This is a genomic window from Vibrio sp. R12-SW3-ISO1, assembly GCF_059834005.1.
Window position 1 is genome coordinate 24425 of the sequence record NZ_JCBDGK010000041.1, and the last position, 26663, is coordinate 51087.

Annotated in this window: 22 protein-coding genes; 14 read left to right on the top strand and 8 right to left on the bottom strand. The window is 47.7% G+C overall.

Annotated elements, in window-relative coordinates; translation table 11 throughout:
- The first annotated feature begins 22 nt into the window (after positions 1–22).
- The 6 genes from AC6R0R_RS11865 (at position 23) to AC6R0R_RS11890 (ending at position 6934) form a co-directional block, all read left to right on the top strand.
- Entirely contained in the window at positions 23–2176 is a 2154-nt protein-coding gene (locus AC6R0R_RS11865; protein WP_500626828.1) for a heparinase II/III domain-containing protein, read from the top strand.
- A gap of 341 nt (positions 2177–2517) precedes the next feature.
- Positions 2518–2991, top strand: a complete 474-nt coding sequence (locus tag AC6R0R_RS11870) for a hypothetical protein (RefSeq protein WP_420378181.1) — start codon at positions 2518–2520, stop codon at positions 2989–2991.
- Positions 2992–3014: 23 nt separating this feature from the next.
- On the top strand, positions 3015–3941 hold the full coding sequence (locus AC6R0R_RS11875) for a tripartite tricarboxylate transporter substrate binding protein (protein ID WP_500626829.1): 927 nt from the start codon (positions 3015–3017) through the stop codon (positions 3939–3941).
- Between the two features lie 65 nt (positions 3942–4006).
- A complete protein-coding gene (locus tag AC6R0R_RS11880) occupies positions 4007–4450 on the top strand; it encodes a tripartite tricarboxylate transporter TctB family protein (protein ID WP_500626830.1) in 444 nt (147 codons plus the stop codon).
- Between the two features lie 9 nt (positions 4451–4459).
- Complete coding sequence (locus AC6R0R_RS11885) at positions 4460–5953, top strand: tripartite tricarboxylate transporter permease (protein ID WP_500626831.1); 1494 nt, start codon at positions 4460–4462, stop codon at positions 5951–5953.
- Between the two features lie 249 nt (positions 5954–6202).
- Positions 6203–6934, top strand: coding sequence for a BUD32 family EKC/KEOPS complex subunit (locus AC6R0R_RS11890; RefSeq protein ID WP_500626832.1), 732 nt, complete (start codon positions 6203–6205; stop codon positions 6932–6934).
- A 23-nt stretch (positions 6935–6957) separates the two neighbouring features.
- On the opposite strand, the gene AC6R0R_RS11895 is transcribed toward AC6R0R_RS11890, so the two are convergent.
- Positions 6958–8313 (bottom strand): MATE family efflux transporter, encoded by a 1356-nt coding sequence (locus AC6R0R_RS11895; RefSeq protein ID WP_500626833.1) that lies wholly within the window; start codon positions 8311–8313, stop codon positions 6958–6960.
- Positions 8314–8388: 75 nt separating this feature from the next.
- Positions 8389–9099, bottom strand: coding sequence for a FadR/GntR family transcriptional regulator (locus AC6R0R_RS11900; protein WP_500626834.1), 711 nt, complete (start codon positions 9097–9099; stop codon positions 8389–8391).
- Positions 9100–9635: 536 nt separating this feature from the next.
- Here AC6R0R_RS11900 and AC6R0R_RS11905 point away from each other — a divergent pair.
- From AC6R0R_RS11905 to AC6R0R_RS11920, 4 genes are all read left to right on the top strand, one after another.
- On the top strand, positions 9636–10355 hold the full coding sequence (locus AC6R0R_RS11905; RefSeq protein ID WP_500626929.1) for a FadR/GntR family transcriptional regulator: 720 nt from the start codon (positions 9636–9638) through the stop codon (positions 10353–10355).
- A 209-nt stretch (positions 10356–10564) separates the two neighbouring features.
- Positions 10565–12433 carry a DUF294 nucleotidyltransferase-like domain-containing protein gene (locus AC6R0R_RS11910; protein ID WP_500626835.1) on the top strand — a complete coding sequence of 623 codons (1869 nt, stop codon included), beginning with the start codon at positions 10565–10567 and terminating at the stop codon, positions 12431–12433.
- A complete protein-coding gene (locus AC6R0R_RS11915) occupies positions 12433–13149 on the top strand; it encodes a 3'-5' exonuclease (RefSeq protein ID WP_500626930.1) in 717 nt (238 codons plus the stop codon). The genes AC6R0R_RS11910 and AC6R0R_RS11915 overlap by 1 nt, the downstream gene beginning before the upstream one ends.
- Before the next feature lie 30 nt (positions 13150–13179).
- Complete coding sequence (locus tag AC6R0R_RS11920) at positions 13180–14058, top strand: DMT family transporter (RefSeq protein ID WP_500626836.1); 879 nt, start codon at positions 13180–13182, stop codon at positions 14056–14058.
- Between the two features lie 45 nt (positions 14059–14103).
- Here the strand turns inward: AC6R0R_RS11920 and AC6R0R_RS11925 are convergent, their stop codons facing one another.
- The 5 genes from AC6R0R_RS11925 to AC6R0R_RS11945 all read right to left on the bottom strand — a co-directional run bounded on the left by AC6R0R_RS11925 (position 14104) and on the right by AC6R0R_RS11945 (position 20006).
- Positions 14104–15138, bottom strand: a complete 1035-nt coding sequence (locus tag AC6R0R_RS11925; protein WP_500626837.1) for a polysaccharide lyase family 7 protein — start codon at positions 15136–15138, stop codon at positions 14104–14106.
- A 77-nt stretch (positions 15139–15215) separates the two neighbouring features.
- On the bottom strand, positions 15216–15935 hold the full coding sequence (locus AC6R0R_RS11930) for an oligogalacturonate-specific porin KdgM family protein (RefSeq protein ID WP_500626838.1): 720 nt from the start codon (positions 15933–15935) through the stop codon (positions 15216–15218).
- An 820-nt stretch (positions 15936–16755) separates the two neighbouring features.
- Entirely contained in the window at positions 16756–18684 is a 1929-nt protein-coding gene (locus AC6R0R_RS11935) for a methyl-accepting chemotaxis protein (RefSeq protein WP_500626839.1), read from the bottom strand.
- Between the two features lie 60 nt (positions 18685–18744).
- Positions 18745–19854, bottom strand: a complete 1110-nt coding sequence (locus tag AC6R0R_RS11940) for an alginate lyase family protein (protein WP_500626840.1) — start codon at positions 19852–19854, stop codon at positions 18745–18747.
- Positions 19851–20006 carry a hypothetical protein gene (locus AC6R0R_RS11945; protein WP_500626841.1) on the bottom strand — a complete coding sequence of 52 codons (156 nt, stop codon included), beginning with the start codon at positions 20004–20006 and terminating at the stop codon, positions 19851–19853. Before AC6R0R_RS11945 ends, AC6R0R_RS11940 begins: the two co-directional genes overlap by 4 nt.
- A gap of 326 nt (positions 20007–20332) precedes the next feature.
- Here AC6R0R_RS11945 and AC6R0R_RS11950 point away from each other — a divergent pair, with 326 nt between their 5' ends.
- The 4 genes from AC6R0R_RS11950 (at position 20333) to AC6R0R_RS11965 (ending at position 25681) form a co-directional block, all read left to right on the top strand.
- A complete protein-coding gene (locus AC6R0R_RS11950) occupies positions 20333–20473 on the top strand; it encodes a hypothetical protein (protein WP_500626842.1) in 141 nt (46 codons plus the stop codon).
- Positions 20474–20983: 510 nt separating this feature from the next.
- Positions 20984–22765 (top strand): sodium:solute symporter family transporter, encoded by a 1782-nt coding sequence (locus tag AC6R0R_RS11955; protein ID WP_500626843.1) that lies wholly within the window; start codon positions 20984–20986, stop codon positions 22763–22765.
- A gap of 143 nt (positions 22766–22908) precedes the next feature.
- On the top strand, positions 22909–24537 hold the full coding sequence (locus tag AC6R0R_RS11960) for a polysaccharide lyase 6 family protein (RefSeq protein WP_500626844.1): 1629 nt from the start codon (positions 22909–22911) through the stop codon (positions 24535–24537).
- Between the two features lie 187 nt (positions 24538–24724).
- On the top strand, positions 24725–25681 hold the full coding sequence (locus AC6R0R_RS11965) for an AEC family transporter (protein WP_500626845.1): 957 nt from the start codon (positions 24725–24727) through the stop codon (positions 25679–25681).
- A gap of 18 nt (positions 25682–25699) precedes the next feature.
- On the opposite strand, the gene AC6R0R_RS11970 is transcribed toward AC6R0R_RS11965, so the two are convergent.
- Positions 25700–26653 carry a LysR family transcriptional regulator gene (locus AC6R0R_RS11970; protein ID WP_500626931.1) on the bottom strand — a complete coding sequence of 318 codons (954 nt, stop codon included), beginning with the start codon at positions 26651–26653 and terminating at the stop codon, positions 25700–25702.
- Positions 26654–26663: the final 10 nt, after the last annotated feature.

Here is a 26663-nt window from a genome sequence, read left to right on the forward strand (position 1 = left end):
GTATCGGTCAGGAGACAACATAATGAGCTATCAACCTCTATTAATGAATGTTGAGGAAGCAGCTGAACTACGTAAAGCACTTGGCACGGATAGCCTATTAGGACGCGCATTGGCGCGCGACATCAAAAAAACCGACCAATATATGACACAGGTTGGCATTGAAGTCCCTGGTCATGGTGAAGGTGGCGGTTATGAGCATAACCGTCACAAGCAGAACTATATCCACATGGATTTGGCGGGCCGTTTGTTTCTCATCACGCAAGAAGATAAATATCGTGACTACATTGTCGATATGCTTACCGCTTACGCCAACGTGTACCCAACGCTTGAGAGCAATGTCAGTAAAGATACCAACCCACCAGGCAAGATCTTTCACCAGACACTGAATGAAAACATGTGGATGCTCTACGCATCGTGCGCCTACTCTTGTGTCTACCAGACACTATCGGAAGAGCAAAAGGCGCTGATCGAAAACGATCTCTTCAAGCAGATGATTGACTTGTTTGTTGTCACCTATGGCCATGATTTTGATATCGTTCACAACCACGGTCTTTGGGCAGTGGCTGCGGTCGGTATTTGTGGTTATGCCATTAACGATCAAGCCTCGGTTGATAAAGCACTGTATGGTCTGAAGTTGGACAAGGTCAGCGGCGGCTTCTTAGCACAGCTTGATCAACTATTCTCGCCAGATGGCTACTACATGGAAGGCCCCTACTACCACCGCTTCTCACTGCGTCCTATTTACCTGTTCGCCGAAGCGATTGAGCGCCGTCAGCCAGAGATTGGCATCTACGAGTTCAATAACTCGGTCATTAAGACGACGTCTTACGCAGTGTTCAAAACCGCGTTCCCAGACGGTACTTTGCCAGCGTGCAACGACTCGTCAAAAACCATCTCTATCAATGATGAAGGCGTGGTGATGGCGACGTCTGTTTGCTTCCATCGTTATGAACAGAACGAAACCTTGCTCGCGATGGCCAACCACCAGCAGGACGTATGGGTCCACATCTCAGGTAAAACGCTCTCTGATGCGGTTGCGAATGCCAGCGACATCAAGCCATTCAACTGGGGCAGCTTATACATTACCGACGGCCCACAAGGTGAGAAAGGGGGTCTTGGTATTTTGCGTCACCGCGACGCGCATGACGACGACACCATGGCGTTGATCTGGTTTGGGCAACACGGCTCTGATCACCAATACCACTCAGCGCTCGATCATGGCCACTACGATGGTTTGCATCTGAGCGTATTCAATCGCGGCGTTGAGGTCCTGCACGATTACGGCTACGGTCGATGGGTCAATGTCGAGCCTAAGTTTGGTGGACGCTACATCCCGGAAAACAAGTCATACTGCAAACAAACGGTCGCGCACAACACCGTGACTGTGAATCAGAAAACGCAGAACAATTTCAACACTGCCCTAGCAGAGTCAAAATTTGGTGAGAAACACTTCTTCAACATCGACAACGCCAAACTGCAAGGCATGAGTGGTCGTATCCGTGATTACTATGACGGTACGCAGATGCAGCGCAGCATCCTACTTGCCGAGTTGCCTGAGTTTGAAAAACCGCTGGTGATTGATGTCTATCGAATCGAATCAGAGCAGGAGAACCAGTACGACCTTCCTGTGCACTACAGCGGCCAGATCATTCGTACCGACTTTGAATACAACACACACTCCACACTCAAGCCGCTTGGCGATTCTGACGGTTATCAGCACCTTTGGAACCTAGGCTCAGGTAAAGTTGAAGGCAGCGCGCTGGTCAGTTGGCTAGTGAAAAACAGCTACTACACGTTAGTCACCAGTGCGAATGCTGACAGCGAAGTGATTTTTGCTCGTCTCGGCGCCAACGATCCTGACTTCAACCTACGCAGTGAACCCGCGTTAATTCATCGCCAAAGTGCAAAAGATCATGTCTTTGCCTCCGTCCTTGAGACACACGGTTACTTCAACGAAGAGTTTGAACAATCCGTCAATGCACGTGGTCTTGTCCGTGCGGTGACCGTGGTGGGTCACAATGAAGTCGGCACTGTGATTCGCATCGATACAACGTCAGGTAATCACTACCACTACGCCATTTGTAACCTTGATGAACAGGCACAACATGGCGAGCATAGTGTTGAATTTAATGGTACTGCCTACACATGGCAGGGTGCCTTTGCCCAAATTGATTAGACCGTGTTCGGTTCGCTCGTTGGCTCCACCGACTGAGCGCCCCTCTCTCACATGGACTTATTGATGTAAAAATCTAACTACGATCAAAGCCGAGCATCCCGCTCGGCTTTTTATTTACAAGTTATCATATGACAAAAATAACCATACCTATGATGAGGATTTCATCGTGCTCGCGATCACTAAAATCTTCCTTTAATCCTTTAAATATCTGAGCTGGAGCACTGTTTAGCACTCTCGATAGTGATCAAAATAACACTAGGCCAACTTCTCGTTGTTCACCATTAAAATAATACAATATCATTTGTTTGTGATTAGGACGTAACACGGAATTAATGCCCATGATGAAGGATCACGTATCCATAGCTAAAGATGCCGTCGAACTTGTCAAACCCGCTATAGACAAGCTCTTTGAGCGAACAAATCGTCAGGAGCTGCACATAGTGATCATGGACCCAAGGCTCAAACCTTGGGAGGCAAGCTTCGAAGAGGCCATTTTGTACCAAACCTCTCTGGGCTCTCCAGATGAGTGGACCATTCCTTTTGACCAATTTGCCCGCAATAAAGCCAAACAAGCATGGCGCAGCGGTCAACCTAACCTGGTCAACCAAACCCTGCACACATCATCACTTCAATCGGAGGATCTGCTGTTCTTTGGCTCCTTCGTATACGGCGATGTCGTCGTCGCGTGCAGCGGCGTCGAACAATGGTACGACATGCTCATCAGCGGATGGCTAGCCGTCGCATTTGAGCAACTGTGCATGAGCGAGTACCAAAACAATAAAAGCAACAACCCTACACAAACTTACCGAAACTGAACGTGAAGAGAAGGTCTAAGACTATGAACAAACTACTGAAATCTCTACTGGTTACCGCAGGCATTATGGCGTCAGCGAGCGCTATCGCCGCCGACTATCCGACCAAAAACATTCGACTTGTTGTTCCCTTTGGCGCGGGTGGCGGTACGGATGCCGTAGGTCGTACCTTGGCCAATTCTGCCAAAGATATTCTCGGTCAAAACATTGCCGTGATGAACCGTACTGGTGGTGCCGGTGCCGTTGGCATGAGCTTTGGTGCTCAACAACGTCCCGATGGCTACACACTGACGGTCGTAACACGCGAAATTGCGTCTTTACCTCAAATGGGGCTCATGCAACACGACGCGAGCGATTTTAAATTGATCCGTCTGGTCAACCTTGACCCTGCGGTTGTGTTGGTGCACAAAGACAGCCCATACAACACCATCAACGATCTGATTGCCGAAGCCAAAAAAGGCGATGGCGTCGTGAAGTTTGCCTCCACCGCAGCGCCAAACTTCTACCTAATGGCTCTAGAAAAAGACCAAGGCATCAAGTTAAACGCCATTCCTTACAACGGTGCAGCGGAAGCCATCCCGTCCGTATTGGGTAACCACACCGACGTGACTATGGTTACGCCAGGAGAAGCGATTGCGCAGCTTCGTTCAGGTCAGCTTAAAGCGCTCGGCGTGATGTCTAATGAGCGTATCTCGTACATTCCAGATGTCCCAACCCTCAAAGAACAAGGCGTTGATGTGGTAACAGGAACATGGCGTGGTATTGGCGCGCCAAAAGACACGCCAGATGAAATCATTGAGACCTTAGGTAAAGCCTTTGATGAAGCAATGGCATCTGCTGAGTTCAAACAGTTCATGGAAAAAGGTGCGATGACTATCCACAACATGAACGCCGAAGAGTTTACTCAGTTCGTCAAAGACGATACCAAAGCACTGAGCACACTCATCAACTGATCGACGTCGAGTTATTGGGAGCCTTCTCTTGAGGCTCCCATTTTTTGCTGTATCGAGGTGTCCCTATGATGAACCGTCATGTAATTTTCCCTTCTCTCATGATTGTATTGAGCGCACTGACTCTTGCCGTCATCACTCAGTTTGATCAACCGAGATTTCAAGATGCGAGCGTCAACGCACAATTCTTCCCGAGTGTGATCGCTGTGATGCAAATCGTCATCTGCGTTGCGCTGATTATTCAACACAAGTTCAAAACCACCGCGTCTAACGATGCGCCGATTTTCTCCAAAATGGCGTGGTTCGGTTTGGCCTTTCTCATTACTTATGCCGCGCTCATCAGCGTGATCGGCTATTTGTATGCCAGCTTACTCGCGTTCACCCTCTACCTCATCTGCTTTAGAGTGAAAAAACCGCTCTTTTATGCCGTGGCGTGGGTATTTGTCTTTTCTGTCTACTATCTGTTTGGGGAAGTGTTTTACATTGCTTTGCCCGACGGCTACTTCTACTAAGGAGGGCGTATGTTAGAACATCTGTTTAACGGCCTCTTGACGGCTTTTAGCCCTGCTGTATTGCCGGTGCTGATTTTCGGCGTTGTCGGCGGTATTGTACTTGGTGCCCTACCGGGATTGACCGCGACGATGGGAGTCGCCATTTTACTGCCTTTCACCTTCGGCATGGAGTCCACTCCGGCACTGGTGATGCTTATCGGCGTCTACATTGGGGGTATTTACGGCGGCTCTATCGCGGCGATTTTACTTAAGACGCCCGGTACACCCGCTTCCGCCGCGACGGTGTTGGATGGGCATACACTTGCGGCCAAAGGCCAGGCCGCCCGTGCGCTCAGTATCTCAGCTGTCGCGTCCTTTATTGGTGGATTGATCAGTACCATAGTCTTGATAGCCATCGCGCCCCTATTGGCCAATTTCGCCCTGCGCTTCAACGCGCCGGAATATTTCGCCCTCGCCCTGTTTGGCTTAACCATCATCGCCAGTGTCTCGGCACAAAATATTCTTAAAGGGTTGTTAGCTGGCACCATTGGCCTACTGGTCTCTACGATAGGCTTAGACCCTATCAGCAGCGTACCCAGATTCACTTTTGGCGTGATGGATTTATACAGTGGCGTGAACGTCATTCCGGTTCTGATTGGCCTGTTTGCTCTGTCTGAGGCCATCAATCAAATTGAGAAACTCCTCCATGAGAAACGTGCCTCAATCGCCAAATTCGACCACACATTGCTCAGCCGATCTGATTTAAAAGAGATGATGCCGACCGCGGTGAAAAGCGGCGTGCTTGGCACGTCCATTGGTTCTGTTCCCGGTGCGGGTGCCGACATTTCGGCCTTCGTTTGTTACAACGAAGCCAAACGGGTCTCGAAAAATCCTGATGAATTTGGCAAAGGCTCAGTGAAAGGTCTCGCCGCCGCAGAGGCTGGAAACAACGGTGTTACCGGCGGTGCATTGGTCCCCCTATTGACGCTTGGTGTACCCGGCGATGCGGTCGCCGCCGTACTACTCGGTGCCTTGATAGTGCAAGGCCTCACACCGGGTCCACTGCTCTTTGCGCAAAATCCAGATGTCGTTTACGGTGTGTTTAGCTCGATGTTGGTCGCCAATGTAGTGATGCTCATCGTCGGCTTAGTTGGCATTCGTTTTTTCTGTCGCATCATCGAAGTGCCGAAGCTTTTAATGATACCCATCATCATTTTCTTATCGATCGTCGGTGCCTATGCCATCAACAACTCGATGTTCGATGTCGGTATTGCGATTGCATTTGGCCTACTTGGATTTGTATTGGGTAAGCTTGATATTCCATCCTCACCCATCTTACTCGCCATCATTCTTGGTCCTATGGCCGAAACGAACTTACGAAAAGCTCTACTGATGTACGATAACTCCTGGTCATTCCTCTATGAACGTCCAATCGCCCTTGGCTTTGTCTTATTGGCCATCTTCTCTGTCTACTCAACAATGAAGATGAAAAAGAAAGCCAAACTCGAATCCGCGCACCAGTAAGCTTTTCCCTTCCCCAGACTCCCAAGCCTGCTTGGGAGTCGTCACACCACAGTTTGTTACATTATGCGAAGTTGGAATAGCCGTTATTCGTCATCAACAACGCCGGATTTTGCTATACTCACCGCGCAACGCGCCAAACCAATTAAACGACTGATTTAATTAGCTTATTATTAATAAATTAGAGTAATACTTCTCTTCTATTTGCGTTGCTAGTTGATAAGATTTCTGCGCGTTCAAATAGGTACGGTTATGGGCTTTAAACATCGAAAAACGTTTATTTATCAATTGGAAAAACACGATAAGCGCTACTGGATGAAATTCTGTGGTGAGAACAAACGTAATCCATTTAACCGCCTATTCAATCGTCTGATTACGCTGTCAGAAAAAAGCCAAACTTGGCAGTTACACAGTGGCTTCGACACCAAAACGCGCTTTTTGCTTGAACAAAGTCACTTAATTGAGGCGGCAAAACGGTCACTCCCGGTGCCTCGCGTCGTGATGCAAGGACGCGGGTTGTTTGTTACCGAGTGTGCTGGCCAGCCTCTGACCGAGTCGCACACTGTCTCACCCAAACAGCGCTTAAGCAAAGCGATGCGCGGGCTGATTGCCTTTCACCAACAAGACATGATTCATGGTCGCCCAGCGATGCGGGATATTTTGATCAATGACGCAGGACAGGTGACCTACATTGATTTTGAAGAGTCGCGCTTCTCTGCCTGCCAGGCACTGCGCACGCGCGATGTGCTCTTGCTTTTACTCGACTCCTATCGTTTACAGCGAGTCAGCCAAGCCACACGTTTGGCGCTCCTTACTGAGTGGCAGCAGCAAGTGGGACAAGGCAGTGCGCAAAGCCTAGCCGTTGTCGCACGCTTTCTCACCTACAATCGCTGGATAGCCAAGTTAGTGCTGACGTTTAAATCGAACCGATTGTCACGCCAGCTTTTACTACTTGAGCGCCTGTTGAGTCGCGCACTTCGTTAGTACGCTCATCATCTACAAGCGCTCTAGTCATACATCAATTGCTTGGCTTTTTCTGCATCAAACTCATCCAAAGATCGTCTGGCTAAGCGTCTAAACGGCCACGCTTTGACGATTTCTTCAAGTGGCATCACAGCAAAGGCCCAGAAAATACTGCCTTCTAGCCACAGCACGATGGCAGCGCACAGCGGCAGCGCAATCACCCATTGCCCCGTAAAGTTGATCTTAAATACCTCAGTGGTTTTACCCAGCGCACGCAAAACCTGCCCATGCACGGTGTTATAACCGCGCACAATCGGAAGGAAGATATACAAAGGTGCGATCACCGCCAGTGCAAGGTACGTGTCGGGATCCAAATTGGAATACAAATGGGGCAAAAGAACGCTTAATCCTAAAAAGGCCAAGCAAGACAATGCCGAGATAGCCACCGCGACATCAATACTGACATCGACGTTCTTACGTAAGTCATCCAACTGCTTAGACCCAATCGCTTGGCTAATGGTAATAGCCGATGAGACGGCCCACGCCGTGATGAACTGATTACCCGCCTTAACCCAAGGCATAATAATGGTGATCGCCACGTAGGAATAAAGCGGCAACTGCGAAAAAGTCAGCATGTACAGTGTTGCGCCCGTCATCAGCATAGTGACATTAGCCGCCACGGGAAAGATCTCTTTAAAGTGGTTGATAGCGTTGCGCCGCAATGACGCATCCAAGGTGCGCAGCGAGAGACGCACATGACTGCGCTGTAAGCAAAGGACGAGAAACAGTAGCCGAACAGTAATCGCCACTAAGCTTCCGATTGCCGCCCCTTGTACCCCAACGCCTTGCCATGATCCCATACCGTAAATCATCGCGTATGAAACCGCGACGTTAATGGGCGCTTCAAGTAAGTACCCTTTAAACGGCAACTTGGTTTTCCCCAGTGCGTTAAAGAGGGCAATCATCACCTGCGTCGCCGCGTTGATGACCACAATGTACTTCGCCACCGATAAGTAACGCGCGGTTTCTTGCTTTAAAAGGTCATCATTGGTCAGCGCACTAATAAGCGCACTGTCTGCGAGCGACAACAAGGCTAAAAACAGCACAGCAATACAGCCATTAATCAAAATCGCCGCCCAGAAGCCCTTATTCAGCGCACTCTCTTGACCAGAGCCAAACGCGCGACTGAGCACCAATTGCGAGCCATTGGCCAATGAGATTTGAATCCCGAGCAAGAAAGAGACGATGGTAAACGCGATCCCCATCGCCGCTAGCGATATCTCACCAAGCGGTGACACCAACAAGGTGTCGATCATCAGCATGGATTGCATCAGCAATGCATTGAGTGCTAAGGGCCAAGCAAGCGATAGGTTTTTGCGAACGTAAGGATTAAGGGTCATGGTGACGACTCGATTTCCAATGCTTAAACAAACGAAAAAACGTCACCGAAGCGACGTTATTGGGGTGATTCTTTTTCAAACGGCTTGCGCTAAACGCTGGTTCTCATCATTCAGTAGCGTTTGAGAGGCGAGACGCGCCGCATCCGATTTTCCTGCCATGATCGCATCGTAAATGCGTTGGTGCTCGGCCAAACAAAATCGTCCGCCTTCTGCCGACTCATCAATAAACTCGCGGAAGATGGTCGAGAGGATATTGCTAAACGGCAAGAAAAACTGATTACCTGTTGACTGAAAAATCAGTTGGTGAAACAAGTGATCGTTTTCTGTCCACTGCGCCATGTTGTGGCTCTGCGCCGCAAAGGTCATGCGCTGAAAGACAATAGACAGATCTTTACGCTGAGCGACCGAGGCATGTTTCGCGGCAAGGGCGCACGCTTCTGGCTCAATCGCTTTTCTCAGTCCGAGGAACTGCGCAAGAAAACGTTGATTATCCTCTAAATCTTGGATCCATTCCATCAACTGAGGGTCAAGAAAATGCCAATTATTACGCCCTTGAACTCGCGTTCCTACCCGGGGTTTGGACTCAATAAGCCCTTTGGCGGACAAGAGTTTGATCGACTCACGTAACGAGGTTCGACTTACACCAAAAATGTCACACATCTCCAGCTCACAAGGCAGCTTTTCCAGAGGCTGCAATCCCCCCGATAAAATGCGCCGAGCGATCTGCCGCGCGACTTGAACGTGAATTTTACGGCTTGAATCCTCGACTGAGGTAAATGTCGCCATACAGTACTCCCGATGCACCCAATGATGACCAGGTTCACGACAAGGCCATAGTGAGCACAGACACAATGATATAATCGAAACACTCTCAGCGAGAAGAACGCTTGAATTATAAAAAGCCAGTCAGCGTCGACTTTTGGGTCAGACGAAGGGTTGCGTGGAGAGAAAAACACACCAAACACCATTAATAATACAATAATATCAATTTTTAACAACTTAATTTATCAGCAAAATAACCACCTAACAAAATAAACCCCTGTTTCATTTAATATTTGTGAACCAGTTCAAACTCAAGAAATAATGCGCCGATTTAACACGCATTTAGTCACAAAAAGGCGCAAAAAACAGACACAAATCGACCCGCTCTACGTGCTAGATTGAGCCTTTTGAATGATCGCGCGAGCCTTTATGGCACAAAGAGTGTGAGTCAATCGTGCTTTGCAAAAGCAATGGTTGGTCAATGGTGAGAAGAGTGTTATATTTAGGCTTAAATAATACTTATATTTTTAATTGAAACAGGTCGAAGAAGTAGCAATATGATGACTGGAGCTTTTAACTCAATCGCAGGTTCAAAACGTAGCCTGCACGTACAAGTCGCGAGAGAAATCGCTCGAGGCATTTTATCTGGCAAATTGGCACAAGGCTCTATTCTCCCTGGTGAGATGGAATTATGTGAACAATTTGGCATCAGCCGCACTGCCCTGCGCGAAGCCGTCAAATTGCTGACCTCGAAAGGCATGCTTGAGTCACGACCTAAAGTCGGAACCAGAGTGGTCAATCGTGCCTACTGGAACTTCCTCGACCCTCAACTGATTGAGTGGATGGATGGACTAACAGACACTGACCAGTTCTGCTCACAGTTCTTGGGGCTGCGCCGTGCCATTGAACCCGAAGCGTGCGCACTTGCCGCCATCCATGCGTCGGCCGATGAGCGCATTGAACTTTCCGAGACCTTCCAACAGATGGTTGAGATTGCCGAAGCTGACGTGTTTGACCAAGAGCGCTGGATGGAAGTGGATACGCGATTCCACAGCCTGATCTTCAACGCAACAGGTAATGATTTCTACCTGCCTTTTGGTAACATTCTGACCACCATGTTTGTCAACTTTATTGCGCACTCGTCAGAGGAAGGCAGCACTTGCATCAATGAGCACCGCCACATCTACGATGCGATCATGGCGGGCAACCCAGACAAAGCGCGTCAAGCGTCCATCGTTCACCTGCAAGATTCGAAGCACCGCCTCGCAGCAGTGAACTGATCACTAGCACATATTAAACTCAAAGCCCTCGCCGATGCGAGGGCTTTGTCGTTTTCAACACAACTCATCCAACTTACTGCAAGCCTAGCGCACTTCTATCTCGCCTAACCTCCCAAAATTTCGGCAAAGTCTGACTTAAATTTGGACTTCATCCAGTAATAGGGGCTATGATAAGACAATTCATTTTGACTCGTTGACTCACATCGCTCATGACCGAATCTTTACTGCCCAATATTGTCCAATTTATCGCGCAAATTGACCCTTTTGATAAGCTGCCTAAAACCGCAGTGCGTGAATTGGCTGGGAATGTTCAGATTACCTATTTGTGCAAAGGAGACACCGTGGATCTATGTAAGGAGGGCAAAGAAAAATCCCTCTACATGATCCGCACCGGCTCAATGGAGCAACGTAAAAAAGATGGCGTCTTGCGCGCCAAGCTCGAAGCTGAAGATATTTTTGGTTTTACCTTCCTCTCAAAAGATGTCGATAGTAACAGCGATAAAGGCTACAAAGCGATTGCGCTAGAAAACACCCTGCTCTACATCGTGCCTCACTCAGCCCTGAAGGCTCTGTTTAAGGCACACCCTGAATGCGCAGAGCACTTTGCTTCCCAAGCTCAAGTGCGGCTTAAATCTGCATTAGACGTGGTGTGGTCAAACAAAGAGAAAGGCATCTTTATCAAGAAGGTCTCTGAAGTTGCCAGTGGTCGCGTTGCGATTGGTGATGCTAAAGATTCCATCAAGAAAATTGCCAAAGAGATGCTGATCAAACGCTCGCCGTGTGCGGTGATCTACGAGGACGAAAAAATTGTAGGTCTCATCACGGACCGTGACATGACCAAACGCGTCATCGCACAGGACGTTAGCACCGATGAGCCAATTTCCAAAGTCATGACACTGTCGCCGCTGACCATCAGCCCAGATGATCTTGTGATGCACGCTGCCTCTATGATGATGCAGTTCAACATCCGTAACCTGCCTTTGGTCAAAGGCAACAAAGTGGTCGGTTTGCTTACCACCACCCACTTGGTGCAAAACCACCGCGTGCAAGCCATCTTCTTGATTGAAAAGATTAAATACTCAGGCAGTATCAAGACATTGGCCAGTTACACACCGGAAAGACAAGCAATTTTCGAAGCTCTGGTCGAGGGCCATGTCGCACCAGAAGTGATCGGCAAAGTCATGACAATGATCATGGATGCCTATACGCGCCGTTTGATTCAAATTGCTATCGACAAATTGGGACCGCCGCCATGTGAGTTCTCTTGGTTGGTGGCCGGATCTCATGCACGTAATGAGGTTCACATGCTGTCGGATCAAGACAGTGCGATCGTTCTCGCCGACGACGCCACCGACAGTGATAAAATCTACTTTAAACACATGGCGATGATGGTCTCCAATGGATTAGCGAGCTGTGGTTACCCCTTATGCCCTGGCAAGTACATGGCCGCGACGCCCAAATGGTGCCAGCCGCTGAGCGTTTGGAAGCACTACTACAAAAAGTGGGTCGCGAATCCAGAATATGAGCGCCTACTGAATATCAGCGTGTTCTTGGAGATTCGCACCGTCTACGGCAACAAAGAGTTTGAGCAGATCCTCCGTGATGAGTTGCATCGCAACATCCGTGAGAACCATGCTTTCTTAAGTATCCTAGTCAATGATTCGGTACAAACCAACCCACCGCTCGGCATCTTCAACAAGCTCGTTTTAGAAAAATCCGGCGAGAACAAGAAAACACTCAATATTAAGAAGTACGCCATTAACTTGATCATTGATTTGGCACGAATCTATGGTTTAGCGGTGGAGTCTGATGTCTCTGCAACCGACGAGCGTTTTAAAGCCGCGTTTGAAAAAGGCATCATGAGTGAAGATTCATATAAGAACATCTTGCGTGCCTATCAGTTTATTCTCTCATTTCGCTTTAGCCATCAAGTGGAAGCGCTCAAACGCGGTGAGATAGCAGACAACCACATTAACCCCGACAGCTTCGGTAGCTTCGAGCGCAATCACCTAAAAGATGCGTTCCGTATCGTTTCTGAGCTACAAGACGGAGCGAAGATAAGGTTTGGCTCACGATGATTCAGCTCTTTAATCGCTATTTCCATCCGCTGTCCCATCACATTAAAGCGCGCGAGCATTACCTTGCGAATGTTCGTCTCGCCGATGTGTTTTACCCGTTGGTGAAACAACCTGAACTCAATTTGTCGACGCTTGCAAGTGACTACGACTATTTGGTTGTCGACCTTGAGACGACGGGCTTAGACAGTGAAGTAGATAGAATTTTGTCGATTGGTTGGGTCACGCTCTCCGCCGAGTCTATCGATATGACCTCGGCGCACCACTACTATGTTAATAGCCGTTCGCAAATCAAAGCCGAGACAGCAGTCATCAACCACATTACGCCACAAATGCTTGAAGATGGCATTTCGATTCATGATGCGATGAACACCTTCTTTGAAGCCGCACACGGCAAAATACTCGTCGCGCACGGTTGTATGGTAGAAAGCAATTTCATCAATCGTTACTTATCTAAGTCATTTGGCCTGAACGCTTTTCCTCTCACCTGGCTCGACACCTTGTGTATCGAAAAGAAGATGGCAAAAGCGATCAATCACCACGAAGAGATCGACGTGTCGCTCTCAGCCACACGACAACGCTATCAACTACCCGAATATTTCGCCCACAACGCCCTCACGGATGCGGTCGCCACGGCAGAACTTTTATTGGCGCAGAAAAAACGCATCGCTTCCCACAAAACGGTGACGCTGAGCCAGTTGTATAAACTCAGTCATTAACTCGGTTTTCCCGCACCTTAAACACACTGTATGAAAAAAAATGATGTCTCGTTCGCCATCTTCCTGCTGGTTGGCGCAAACTTACTCGCTTCACTGTCTGATGTATCGTTAAAAATCCTCAATGGTGAAGTCCCGACATTTCAATATGTCTTCCTCCGTCAATTGATTAGCCTCACTCTGCTACTGCCCTTTTGGTGGTCACTCCCCAAGCAGCGCCGTCTAATGGGCTGTGATGGCATTACCTTTTGGCGCGCACAATTGATTTTATTGGGAAGCGCATGTGCCATGGTGGCCATTACTCACCTGCCCTTGGCGACCGCGAATGCGATTTTCTACGTTGGGCCACTGTTAGTGTTGCCGCTTTCCATCGTATTTTTGGGAGAGCGCCCTTCCGCGGGCAAAGTTTTTGCCACGCTACTGGGCTTTATTGGCGTTTTGATTGTCTTGCGCCCGGAGCACTTTCACTGGGCGGCCATCATCGCGCTAGGCAGTGCGCTCGCCATGGGGGTGGGTAACATTCTCATCAGACGTATGCCTCAAAATCAGCCCTTGGTGTGCACTCTGTTTTGGACCACCTTGATGACTCTGCCCATCGCTGCCGTCATCGCCTACCTTGAGTGGCAACCTATCGAATGGCACCACGTAGGCTGGATTGTAGCGATCAACCTGTTTGTGCTGAGCTATCATGCCCTTGTTGTACAAGCCTTTCGCCGAGCCCCCGCCAGCCAAATCGCGCTCGCCGAATACTCTGGCCTTGCCTTCGTGACTCTGTTTGGTGTGATGTGGTTTGATGAAATCCCTGATTTGTTCACAGCGCTAGGGATAATACTGATTATTGTTCCAATGATGCCAATACGTTGGAAACGTTGGATAAGAGGAAAGAGAAGAGACGTTGATTTAGCGGTTTAGCTATGGAGTATAAAAAGAGGTGGGAAGACCACCTCTTTTTATCGATTACTGGTCGAGGACTAGCTCATAGAATCGTACCTGTGCATAGTCTTCTGAGTCTGGACCACCATAAGCGCAGCCAGACGACCCGGTATTACACTGGTTGTAAGATCCCGCCTTAAAGTACATCCAGTCGCTACCGTAACCCTGGTCGATTTCATGCCCTTGGTACTGACCCGCGGTCAAATCGATGGTGACGCTTTTCGTCTCTTCATTGTCTAATCCCGGGGATTTGACAAAGTTGAGCGTCATCATGTCACCTTCGACAATCACTTCATAAGAAAAGACTTCATCTAGCGCAATGCCATCAACTGGCTCTGGGTCACCTTGACGCAGATTGTGCTGACCAAAGACATCGTGTCGAATATCTTTGCGCAGTTTTGATTTTTGCTGCTCAAGCGGTGGATTCAGTTCGTAGTTCCAGCTGAGTGAACCCAAGTTGTGTTCCGGTAATTTTCGGTAAATGATTTTTAGTGGCTCATTCTTTGAGCCATGAATCTGCCCAATCACAGTCGCAAATGCACCGTTCTTTTTGTGATCACCACTCGTACTCACCCAATCCACAGCTAAGGTCGCCTTCAAACGCCCCCCAATTGAGCCATACTCGTCGGCTTGAGGATGCGATGCGACGACGAAGTTGTTTTTAGGCTCCCCGTAATGATCAGCAAGCATCGCTCTTAACTCACTGCGCGCATTTTTACTGTTAGGTGTGGTTGGCGCTGTGTTGGGCGCTTTAAACACCATAGCGCCAGTTTCTTTATCGGTATAGAACCATTCTGAATGCTCATAATCCGATAGCTTATCTTTCTGGATTTCTGCCGCTTTTCCTTTGCGGCTCCCCTCTTCTTCCGTCATCGGTAAGGTAATTTTCCAGTTACTTAAGTCGAAGTTTTGCCCTGGTTTTACTTCTGGGTTTAGGTTATCAAGCAATGTTTGCACTGATTCACCGAACGTTGGATTTGGTGAGGACTGCGCAAAAGCGCTGGGTGTTGACGTGAGTAGAATGGCAGTGGTCAGTACGCTGAGTGGTAACTTTTTCATGTTAATCTCTTAGTCTCATTCTTAGTGTAAAAAAAGCTGGGCACGCGGGGCCCAGCAAATTAGGTATTTGATAAGAATTAGAAACTGTAAGTAATACCTACGCGGCTACGTAGTTGGCGGTCTGTGCTGTCATCACAAGAACTGTTGCATTGCACATTACCGAACTCGACGTATGGTCTCCAAGCAGACCCAGACTCTTTATAACCAATCTTCACATTGAAGTCCCACTCGTACTTGCCATCTTTATTTCCTACTGACCACTCGTCATTGAAGAAGTCTTCTTTGTAGTTCGCTTCGAAGCCAAATTGCCATGTGTCCCATGTGTAGTCGACGTTACCAGTAATTTTACTAGCGTTAAGTGAAGAGTGCTCGTTACCATCTCTACCTTCTTTCAATGTCCCTTCTTTATAATCACGGAACTCGTGGCGGTAGCGAAGTTTCGTCGTAATACCTGAGTCAAACTTATACTGAACACGTACTTGAGGTTTATAAGTAACATTATCACTACCGAATGTTACTGGCATTCCCACTGTTACACGCCAATGATCATCTAGGTTGAAGTTATAACCGTATTCAATCTCATTATCCCCTGCTTGCCAGTCAGAGAAAGGCTTCCCTTTCTGTTTGGTTTCCGCACCAAAGTAGTGGTTGCCTGTTGAGCCACTCATTTTGACTCGGCTCGCATAATCGCCGCTATCGTGTTTGTACTCCTGTCGCACATCGAGCGAAGCTGCCGATACGCTTGCCGCTGCTAGAGCACTGGCGAGAATTACAGAGACTTTTGATACTTTGTTCATTGTCAGACCTTTATCGTTTTGTGTTAATGTATGATTATATTATTTAGAAAAGTTCAGAAATGATCCGTGATGAAATTCACTTTACGCGATATAGATTTTATTAAAGTCAATAAATCACAGGACCAAACAAACGTAACATACTGATATATAAACATTTAATAATATAGCCTATTATTTTATTGACTTGTCTTTTTGTGATATAGCGCAAATCACAAACGAGTGAAAACGCTAAATATGTCTTTTTTTGTGTTATTTATGAACAAAATTATGGAAAAATAACTTGTAAATGTACTTACCCATAGTTCGAGAACACTCTAGGTTACCCAACGTTAAGCACTGATGAGACGACCCCGCATTTCAGCTACGCTCCTCTTATAGTCAAATGTAAGTCGTGTATTAAGTGTTGCTTAACGTGTCGCTATACTTAAAGTCCTAAGATCAAGTTGATTGTTTTTGTTTGGATACAAAATTCCGGGGTACGAGGAAGAGTTTTAATTATTCAAATCAACGGCTAATAATTCTTATTTGATACCACCTTTGTCATGCATGCTATCTAACAAGTAAATCTGGTTTTACATCGTTCATATGGGCGTAATTCAAACAGATAAACACCAAGTGGAAGTTGCAATAATCCCTCCCGGAGCTTTTTAGGTCGTCGCTCTTCAAGATCGATCAAGTCAGCAGAATTATGTGTAGGTGGGTCATGTACTTAGTGAACTAGGGCGCATCTGAGATGCACCCTAGTTCACTAAGAATCAATGATAGCTTGGTCATCACTTGGTATGGTCATATGCCACACTGACGATTCCACAAAGCTTATTTATATCTTGAACCTTGTAATTAACGTATCTACCTCACCATTTAAGCTCTGGATGTTGCTAGCTTCGCTGACTTGCTTTTCACTGATGGTGTTTAACTCATTCACAAGATCATTGATCTTGTGAATATTAACATTCACAGACTGAATAACCGTATTTTGCTCGCTGGAAGAATGGGAAATTTGACTATTAAATTGGTTAATGATGTCTATTTCATTATCTAGCTTGTGAAGCATATCCACTGCGTGTTCGATCTCTAAACGCGTGGCTAAACATTGCTCTTTGGTTTGTTCAATCGACAGAACCAGGCTACTCGATTTATGACTTAGCTTGGTTAACGCAAAATCAATCTCCGACGTACTCGTTTGCGTGCGGTTAGCTAACGCACGAACTTCGTCAGCAACAACGGCAAAACCTCGCCCATGTTCTCCGGCTCGGGCCGCTTCGATAGACGCATTTAATGCCAACAAGTTGGTTTGTTCCGCGATGCCGCCAATCACTGTTACAATCGATTGGATACTTTGAGCCTCGTTCGCCATTTCGTTGATATCTTGAAACGTACTGCCAATCAACTTTTCGAGTTCTTCAATGTGGGTGCGAGTCTCGCTGTTGATCGCTTTGGATTCATCACTCAACTTCGTCGCTTGATTGGCTGTCGTCGCCGCCGATTCCGAATGCTGCTCGACGACTTTTGACGTTTGTGCGAGCTCATCCACCGCAGTCACAATTTGGGTCGTTTCACCAGAATGGGTATGTAACACCGAGTGGGACAATTGACAGCTCTGCTCAATTTCAGAGGTACTCTTAGACAAAGAACGCGTAGAACTTCTGAGCTCTTGCAACATACTTTGAATATTGCAAATGAACGTATTAAAACCGTCGGCTATTTCTGCTAGATCACCGTGGGCTCTGACATCGAGTCTTTGTGTGAGATCGCCTTCTCCTCTGGAAAGGTCTTTAACCAACACTTTCAAGTCCGTGATGGGTCGATAGATGTGATGAAGCAACACTAACACGATAAACATAGTGACCAACAAGGCAGCGAGCATAGTCAGGAAGGAGTGTCGACTTGCTGAACTAAGTTCTGAGAGCGCGATTGCCTTATCCATCACCGCGATAAGTTGCCACTGCGAATGTTGCCCCACGTCAATGGAGGTAGCAAACATAAGAGCTTGAGTATCTCCTAGCACCGCCGGCACAAATGCCCCATTTTGTGATGTGCTCTTCAAGCCTTCTAAGTATGGCGCGATTTCACTGCCTGCTATTGAGGTTTGTGCCGCGACGCCATCAATCGTCGACGCAATAATCAACCCTTTTTGATCCACAACCAACGCTCGTGCTCCATTGACACGTTCAAGATCGGTCAATTGTTGGGTGATACCAGAGAAACGGATGTCTCCCAAAATCACGCCATTATCTAACGTATAAGTGACACCTATCATCGGACTTCGGTCACTTTTTGTGAAAAACACGTCACTAAAGCCGAGTCCACGTTTTTTCTTGGCTTCCTTGTACCAAGGTCTGGCAGTTGGATCGTACTTACTTTTGATACCAATCCCATTCGGAAATGATTCTTCAGATGGCCTTGATGTGAATGAACGACCATCATCAAAACCCACCATTATTTTCTCGATACCACCGAGTTGATACGCAAGATAGACCAATTTTTCGTTACGAATGTCTTCGACATAACCGCTTTCGTACTCTTTTGCCAAAGCAACCACCGTATCGATCGTTATTTCAATGTTCGATTCGAGTTCATTCACCTTTTTATCAAGTGCAGTGTGGATATCTGCGACAATTCGACGTTCAACCTGCTCACTAAGTTGAAGATAAGACAGGTAGTGAGTCACCAACAATGAACCCGCCGCCGTGGTCAAGACGGTCAGCATAAGTTTGGCTTTAAAGCCGAGTTTTAACCGTTTATACATGAAGATGTACCGTATAATGAATAGACAACAAAAAGGCCTCGATTAGAGGCCGAAACATGACTAGTAAGGTTGGTAAAGCAACTCAATGTCCCGTTGAGCCCAGACTTCGGCAAGATTTTTCTTGACCGTATGGGCATCAAAGTTAGTTTGCTTGGCGAGGTTGACCCACTCCTGGTTGCCCGTGGCGATGCCGCCTTTGAGGTAAAGGGGGGTCATGCGCTCAACACGTCGAGGGTTATCTTTAGCGGTGTAAGGCCAAGGGGCGGAGGGATCGTGGTAATTGGCCATCAGTTGAATGCCCTTAACTAATGAACCGCCCTTGTCGTTTTGATAGTGCCACAAGTCAATCCCGACTTTATCGCCAAGCTGGGCCAGGCCAACCAATGGATCGAGACTAAAATAGTGATAGTGATAAGCACGCGTGCGAGAGATTTCGTGCGGCTGTGAACCATCGGCGTCAAATTGGGTGTCGACGCGCATCTTACCTTTTTGCACCATCTGTTTCGTCAGTGCTTCATTGCCTAAGAAGTAGGCGATACCACCGACTTGGTAGTCATACCAAGTACCATGATTGTTCGGTGCGTAAGCTTCACCCTTTGGTCCACCCGCCAAATCATCAACGATGAGCCAATCTAAGTAATCGCTGTACCACTGTTGAATGCTTTGCTCATCGCCTTCGGTCCAAACGGACGATGTCGAAACAATCGCGATGGCATCGAGCATGCGATCGGCCAAGGTGCGTGTATCAATAATTCCGCTTCGACGTCCGTCAGCGCGCCCCGGGACACCCTGACCAAAATTCACATTGGGGTTCATCTTGGTCTTAGGGTCGATATACCAAGTGCGAATGTATTCGATTGCCTTTTGAGCATATTGCTCTTCTCGACTGAAGTAGTAAGCCAGCGCCAGCGCTCTAACCGAACGGGTAAAGTGGCCAATTCGTCTTGAGTCTGTCTCATTAGTTTTCGACGCTGGGTTGGTTTTGCCATCATGGCGTATCCAAGGTAAGCCATCAGCTTTAGTGTCATCTGGCCACCAATATGGGCTAATGCTCAAATAGTCATTCTTGCTGCCACTTGGCGGTGTCATTCCCTTATCAACGACTGAGAAAGGTCCGTCTTGCATCGCAAATTCCGCTTCTTCCAGCAGACGTTGATACGCCACTTTCATCGAATCCGGTGCCTCTTGGGAATGGAGAACGGCGCGATTTTTTCGATGACATCCTGATCCAAAAAGACAAAATTCGCTGACAACGCTTGGCTGCTTAACAGAGCCGTCGACACGATAGCGGCAAGACGTAGAGGTTTCACATTAAATTTCATGTTTTTCCTTGTTTTTTACTTATTTGTAGTATTAAAATACTAACAAGGAAGTAAAATGTTTCTGTGATTCATTTCCGATTTTGGTAACAAAGCAGTGACAGACCCATCATCATTTGGGCTTTGATTTTGCTAAGTGACTGATTGTAAGGGGTGATGACAAGAAGTGGCGAATCGTCACTGAAAACAAAATGTGCGATTGATTTGATTTTTATAAAAAACAATTTCATTTTTAATAGTCATACATTACTATACGCAGCGTTGGATGTTGAACAGTTAGCAAAAAAGACGACTGAACAACGCACTAAGGCAGGAATAGCGACCAAACAATGCAAACTTTGACCACCATGCTCAAAGCAAGTTTGATTGGAACGCTGGTATTAACTGCACGTGTGATGATGGTCGCAACCGTATTATTGCTGTTTGTTTCGAAGGTGTTATTGGCATTGTCGATGCTCTCCACTCAGTGAAACAAGCAGCGAAGTGAGTTTTAAGTTCGCTCCCAACCTAATTAACAATAATATTTTCTGGACACAGCCTCGCTCCGGCAGCTTAAACGCTCGAAGATCTGGTGCTGCAACCACGGTTCAAAAGACAGGACATCGCTCACCCCCGTTCCGTCTTTGCGTCTTGGTGTGTATCACTGGTTTAAGTGTAACGACGATGGTGATTATCCAGACGGTACCCATACCGTTTGCGCCCACATATTACAGGCAATATGTGGGCGTTTTTTTATCCTATTCTCCCCCCTAATTTAAATCATACAATTAAAACGCTGTTTTAATTTAACTCCAATGGAGCAACCTCCAACTCTATCGCGATCATTGAATATTTAGAGATTCGATCTCGATCACTTGTATGATTTATTAATCCATCACTCTTCGATCATCGGTCACATTTTTGAGTTATTGTAGTACAAATGAACAAAGAGCTAGATAACATAGTGAGGTGACATTACATAACATTACAAAGGTCAAAAGATGGAACTCAATACAATTATTGTTGGCATCTATTTCCTATTCTTGATTGCGATAGGTTGGATGTTCAGAACCTTCACTAGTAACACCAGTGACTACTTCCGCGGGGGCGGCAGCATGCTGTGGTGGATGGTCGGCGCGACCGCGTTTATGACGCAGTTCAGTGCTTGGACCTTCACCGGTGCGGCGGGTAAAGCCTACGCAGACGGTTTTGCGGTAGCCGTTATCTTCCTTGCCAACGCGTTTGGCTACTTGATGAACTACCTCTACTTCGCACCGAAATTCCGCCAACTTCGCGTTGTTACGGTCATTGAAGCGATTCGCATGCGTTTTGGTAACTTCAACGAGCAAGTCTTTACTTGGTCTGGTATGCCAAACAGCGTTATTTCAGCCGGTATTTGGCTAAACGGCCTAGCGATCATTGCTTCTGGTATTTTCGGCTTTGATATGACCACCACCATTATCATTACTGGTCTGGTTGTATTGGTGATGTCGGTCACCGGCGGCTCTTGGGCGGTAATTGCCTCTGACTTCATGCAGATGGTGATCATTATGGCTGTGACCGTGACGTGTGCGGTTGTAGCGGTTATCCAAGGTGGCGGCGTGAGTGAGATCGTCAGCAACTTCCCGGTACAAGAAGGCGCGTCGTTTGTTTCAGGTAACAACCTCAACTACCTAAGCATCTTTGGTATCTGGGCATTCTTTATCTTCTTCAAGCAGTTCAGCATCACCAACAACATGTTGAACTCTTACCGCTACTTGGCAGCAAAAGACTCCAAAAATGCGAAGAAAGCCGCTCTACTGGCGTGCATTTTGATGACAATGGGTCCACTGATTTGGTTCATGCCGTCTTGGTTTATTGCCGGTCAGGGTGTCGACCTAGCGATGCAATACCCTGAAGCAGGCAAGAAAGCGGGTGACTTTGCTTACCTCTACTTTGTGCAAGAGTACATGCCAGCGGGTATGGTTGGTCTACTGATTGCGGCGATGTTCGCTGCGACCATGTCATCCATGGACTCTGGCCTCAACCGCAACTCTGGTATTTTCGTTAAGAACTTCTACCAACCGATTTTGCGTAAAGACGCGACAGAGAAAGAGTTGGTGCTTGTATCGAAACTGACTTCTACCTTCTTCGGTATTGCGATCATTCTCGTTGCACTATTTATCAACTCACTCAAAGGTTTGAGCCTGTTTGATACCATGATGTACGTAGGTGCTTTGATTGGCTTCCCAATGACTATCCCTGCATTCCTTGGCTTCTTTATCAAGAAAACTCCGGACTGGGCTGGCTGGGGTACGCTGGTTGTCGGCGCTATCGTCTCTTACTACGTGGGCTTTGTGATCAATGCAGAAATGGTCGCAAACTGGTTCAACCTTGAACCACTAACAGGTCGTGAATGGTCTGACTTGAAAGTGGCGATTGGTCTGATTGGACACCTAGTGTTTACAGGCGGCTTCTTTATCCTCACTACCCTGTTCTACAAGCCTCTTTCTGAAGAGCGCCAGAAGAACGTCGACAAGTTCTTCGAAAACTTGGCAACACCACTGGTTTCTGAGTCAACGGAACAGAAGAAACTCGACAACAAACAACGTCGTATGCTGGGTTCTCTTATCGCAGTAGCGGGTGTGGGTGTGATGGCGATGTTCTTACTGCCTAACCCGCTATGGGGACGCTTCATCTTTATTCTCTGCGGCGCCATTGTCATGGGTGTTGGTCTACTGCTGGTCAAAGCGGTCGATCAGAGCGTTGAAGACAAAAAAGAGTCAAAATCTGCGACAGCATAAACGCTCTCTTTCGGCGTAACTCTCTTAATCAAGGCGGCTTCGGCCGCCTTACATACTCAAGGCGTTTTGTGTCACCCCCATTTTGCTCCATCACATAAGACGCTTTGAGTATGTTTCCTTACCCAAAGTAGACGAGTTCAACAATGAAAAAAACTCTACTGGCGGGCGTGATTGCCGCCTCTCTTTCTGTTGTTACTTTGACAGCATGCACGACCACACAATCAAATGAGCTAGCCCTAGATGCACCCACACCCGCCACGTCGGATATCTCTGCACACACGCTGACCCGAGACTACCTTCTTTCAACAACGAGACTCGATAGCGTTGACGGCAGTGCGTTGATTGAACATTCAGCGCAAGAGACCGCAACACTCAAAGCCCAACTGGAAAATGCAGCAGATGGTGACACTGTCACTCTGCCTGCTGGCAAATATGCAGATCTTGGTGTCGTCACGATTTCTGCCAACAACATCACCATCAACACAGAGCAAGCAGGCAGCGCGTGGCTTACAGGCTTAGTGCAGTTTGTCCTTGAAGGTGACGACATCACTCTTGATGGTTTGGTCTTTACGGAAGGTGGTCCAGCCGAGCGCTTTGGTGCAGTACGTATGATGGGCGATCGCAATACCTTGCAAAATTCAACCTTCTACTACTTCAACCATGACTATGCGTATGAGCCAGATGAACGCCGCTCTGAGTACCCGAAGTACCTATGGTTATCACTATGGGGCAAAGACGGTAAAGTCATCAACAACCAATTTGAAGGTAAGCAAAAGCGTGGCACGTTAATCGGCGTTCAAAAAGACGACACGCCGGATAACCACTTGATCGCCCATAACATTTTCCTCGATCAGCAACAGAATCAGTTCAATGAGTTGGATATCAAAGAAGCCATTCGCTACAACGGCAATAGCTGGGAAGCGATTCGCATTGGTGATTCTAAATCGTCTCAGTGGCCTTCGAACTCTCAGTTTGTCGATAACCTGCTGATCAATATGGATGGTGAGCGAGAGCTGATCTCCATCAAATCTGGCGGTAACACCATTGCGCGCAATACCATTTTTGAAAGTGCAGCACTGATCTCGCTGCGTCACGGTAAAGCCAACACTGTCGACAGCAACATCATCGTCGGTAATGAGAAATTGCTGACTGGCGGCATTCGCATTTATGACGAAGACCATGTGATCAGCAATAATTACATCTCAGGTACCCGTGGACGTGATGGATTGATAGAGGGCAATGCCGATTTGCGCGGCGGTGTCGTGATCAACACGGGCATCATTGATGTGGCGAACGGTGAAGTGCTGGACCAAGCGGTCAAAGGGAAAGAACTCAACAAGCAGTGGACACCGAAAAATATTCAGATTCACCACAACACCTTAGTGGATACTGAGTGGGGCATGGTCTATGGCAATCAAACGCACCGCGTGAGCCTGTTTAACAATGACGTCGTCGATACCATCTACACAGGCGTAGATGTCGATTTCGACTCAAACGTGGTCGACAATACGCGCAATCCAGAGTTTGTGAGTGTACGAGCGACCGATGAACACCCACTGGTCAACGCGACCTATCACAATGAATTCTACGCCGGCACAGTCACGGCTAAAGAACAGATCGATGATTACAGTGCGACGCTGCCAAGCAAAACACAAATTGGTGGCTTTTATGCCTACGAAGGTGCAGGTGCGAACGTTGAATCGCTGAGCGTGATCACCGCTGAGGTCGCAGGCCCGAGCTATCGACTCATCAATGCGGTAAAACTTAAGTAACCCATATTGAGACACTCAAGCAAACAAGCTGCGCCCCATCGGGCGCGCTTTCTGCACCTAACAAGCCTGGTGAGAGCACCAGGCTTGACTGTTTTTCACCTTGGTAAGATACCACTATTGTGATCTCGCCAACTAATCGCTATGTTGTGGATTCTTTGCCACTTATTTCTTCATAATCGGATCATGCATGGACGCCATTGTTAGTCAGTTACAGTTCTCACTTTCCATTACCGGCCCTATTTGCTTGATGCTGGTATTGGGTGTGGCGTTTAAGCGCATCGGTTTAATCAACGACAATTTTATCGATGTCGCGTCAAAGCTAGTGTTTCAAGTCTGCCTACCTGCCATGCTCTTTTTGAGTATCGTGGTCTCCGATCACGACTTCGTCTCAGCCGGGCGATTTATCGGCTTTGGTGCCATTGCCAGTGTGGCATTTTTCATTTTCACCACACTCTCCGTCAATGGTGCTTTTGCTGGCTCAGCGGATAAAGGGGTGATTGTCCAAGGTGGCTATCGCGCCAACACCGCCATCATAGGTATTGCTTATGTGGCCAACGCCTTTGGCGATCAAGGCGTCGCACAAGCTGCGCTCTACGTCGCGGCTACAACCTTTATCTATAACGTTCAAGCGGTGATTTGCTTAACCCCTCGCGGGCAGACATCTGGCACCCAGGCAGCAAAAGTGATGGTCAAAACCCTGACCAAAAACCCACTGATCATCGCTATTGTCACCGGCGTGGTGTTTTATCTATTGTCTATTCCCGTCCCCAAGGTCGCCGTTGACGCTGGTGACTATTTAGCGCGTATGACGCTCCCTTTGGCCTTGCTCTGTACTGGTGGGTCGCTCAATCTATCGTCGATGAAGAGCGATCAAAAGCCAACCTGGTTTGCAACCGGCTACAAACTGGTGCTCGCCCCTATCGCCATCACAGGTGCTGGCTATTGGTGGGGATTTCGCGGAGTAGAGCTGGGGATACTGTTCTTTATGAACGCCTCTCCGGTGGCCGCCGCCAGTTATGTAATGGCGCGCTCAATGGGAGGTAACGCAACACTTGCTGCCAACATCATCGCCTTGACGACTGTCGTCTCAACGTTCACATGTACCCTAGGTGTCATGATTCTGATTGGCCTTGATGCGTTTTAACGCCGTTGCCAATGACACTTATAAGGTGACGCTCTCTAATCCCCAACCGTGCTCATGAGCCAGGCGGCGCAGCAGTGACCTCTCTTGCTCTGTTTGTGCCACCAGCCACTCCAAGATTTCTTCACTTAATGGGTCACCTTGATTCCGGTAACAAAAGTAACACCAATGGCTATGTTGCAGCGCCAACCCTTCGGGGCATTGTAAAAAACCACGCTGCAGCTCCGGCAAGACCAACAACAAATCCGTGACGGTCACGCCTTGGCCGGACAAGCAAGCACTGAGGGCCAAATCCAAACTAAAGAACACAGTATCGCGACCTTGTTTCTCGCCATCTAACCCCGCGTTGTTCAGCCAGATATTCCAATCTTGATGCTCCAATGTGGCATGAAGGTGGGGCAAGCTGAGTACATCCTGTTGGGTGATCCGACGCTCAGACATCGATTGTGCATAGACTGGTGCCATGTATTCATCACGCAGAAAGGTGACCCCTTTCTGACCCTGATACTGCTCACGACGCTGGGTGTTGATGATAAGCAAATCGCAATCTTCATGGCTCAAGTCTGGGTCCTCCTCAATAGAGGGAATGATCACCACCTCATGATCGGGGTAACGTTGATTGAGCATTTCCACCTTGGGCAGTAAGACGCGCGTTGCGTAGCTGAGCGCACTTTTAATCACAATTCGTTTTCTTGTCGGCGCCTGCCAAGATGCGATCAAATGAGAGAGGGACTGGTAGTTTTTACGCAGCACCTCAAACAACTCTTTTCCGCGCGGCGTCAATGATATCGCCCGATGCTCACGAACAATTAAGGATGAATTGAGATCATCTTCCAGTTGCTTGATTTGACGGCTTACTGCACTTTGCGTCACATGCAGCTCTTGCGCCGCTTTGGTAAAGCTCATCAACCTTGCCACTGACTCGAACACTTTCAGCGCGTTATGAGAATACGGGAGATTCGGGTAAGGGTGCACACTCTTTACT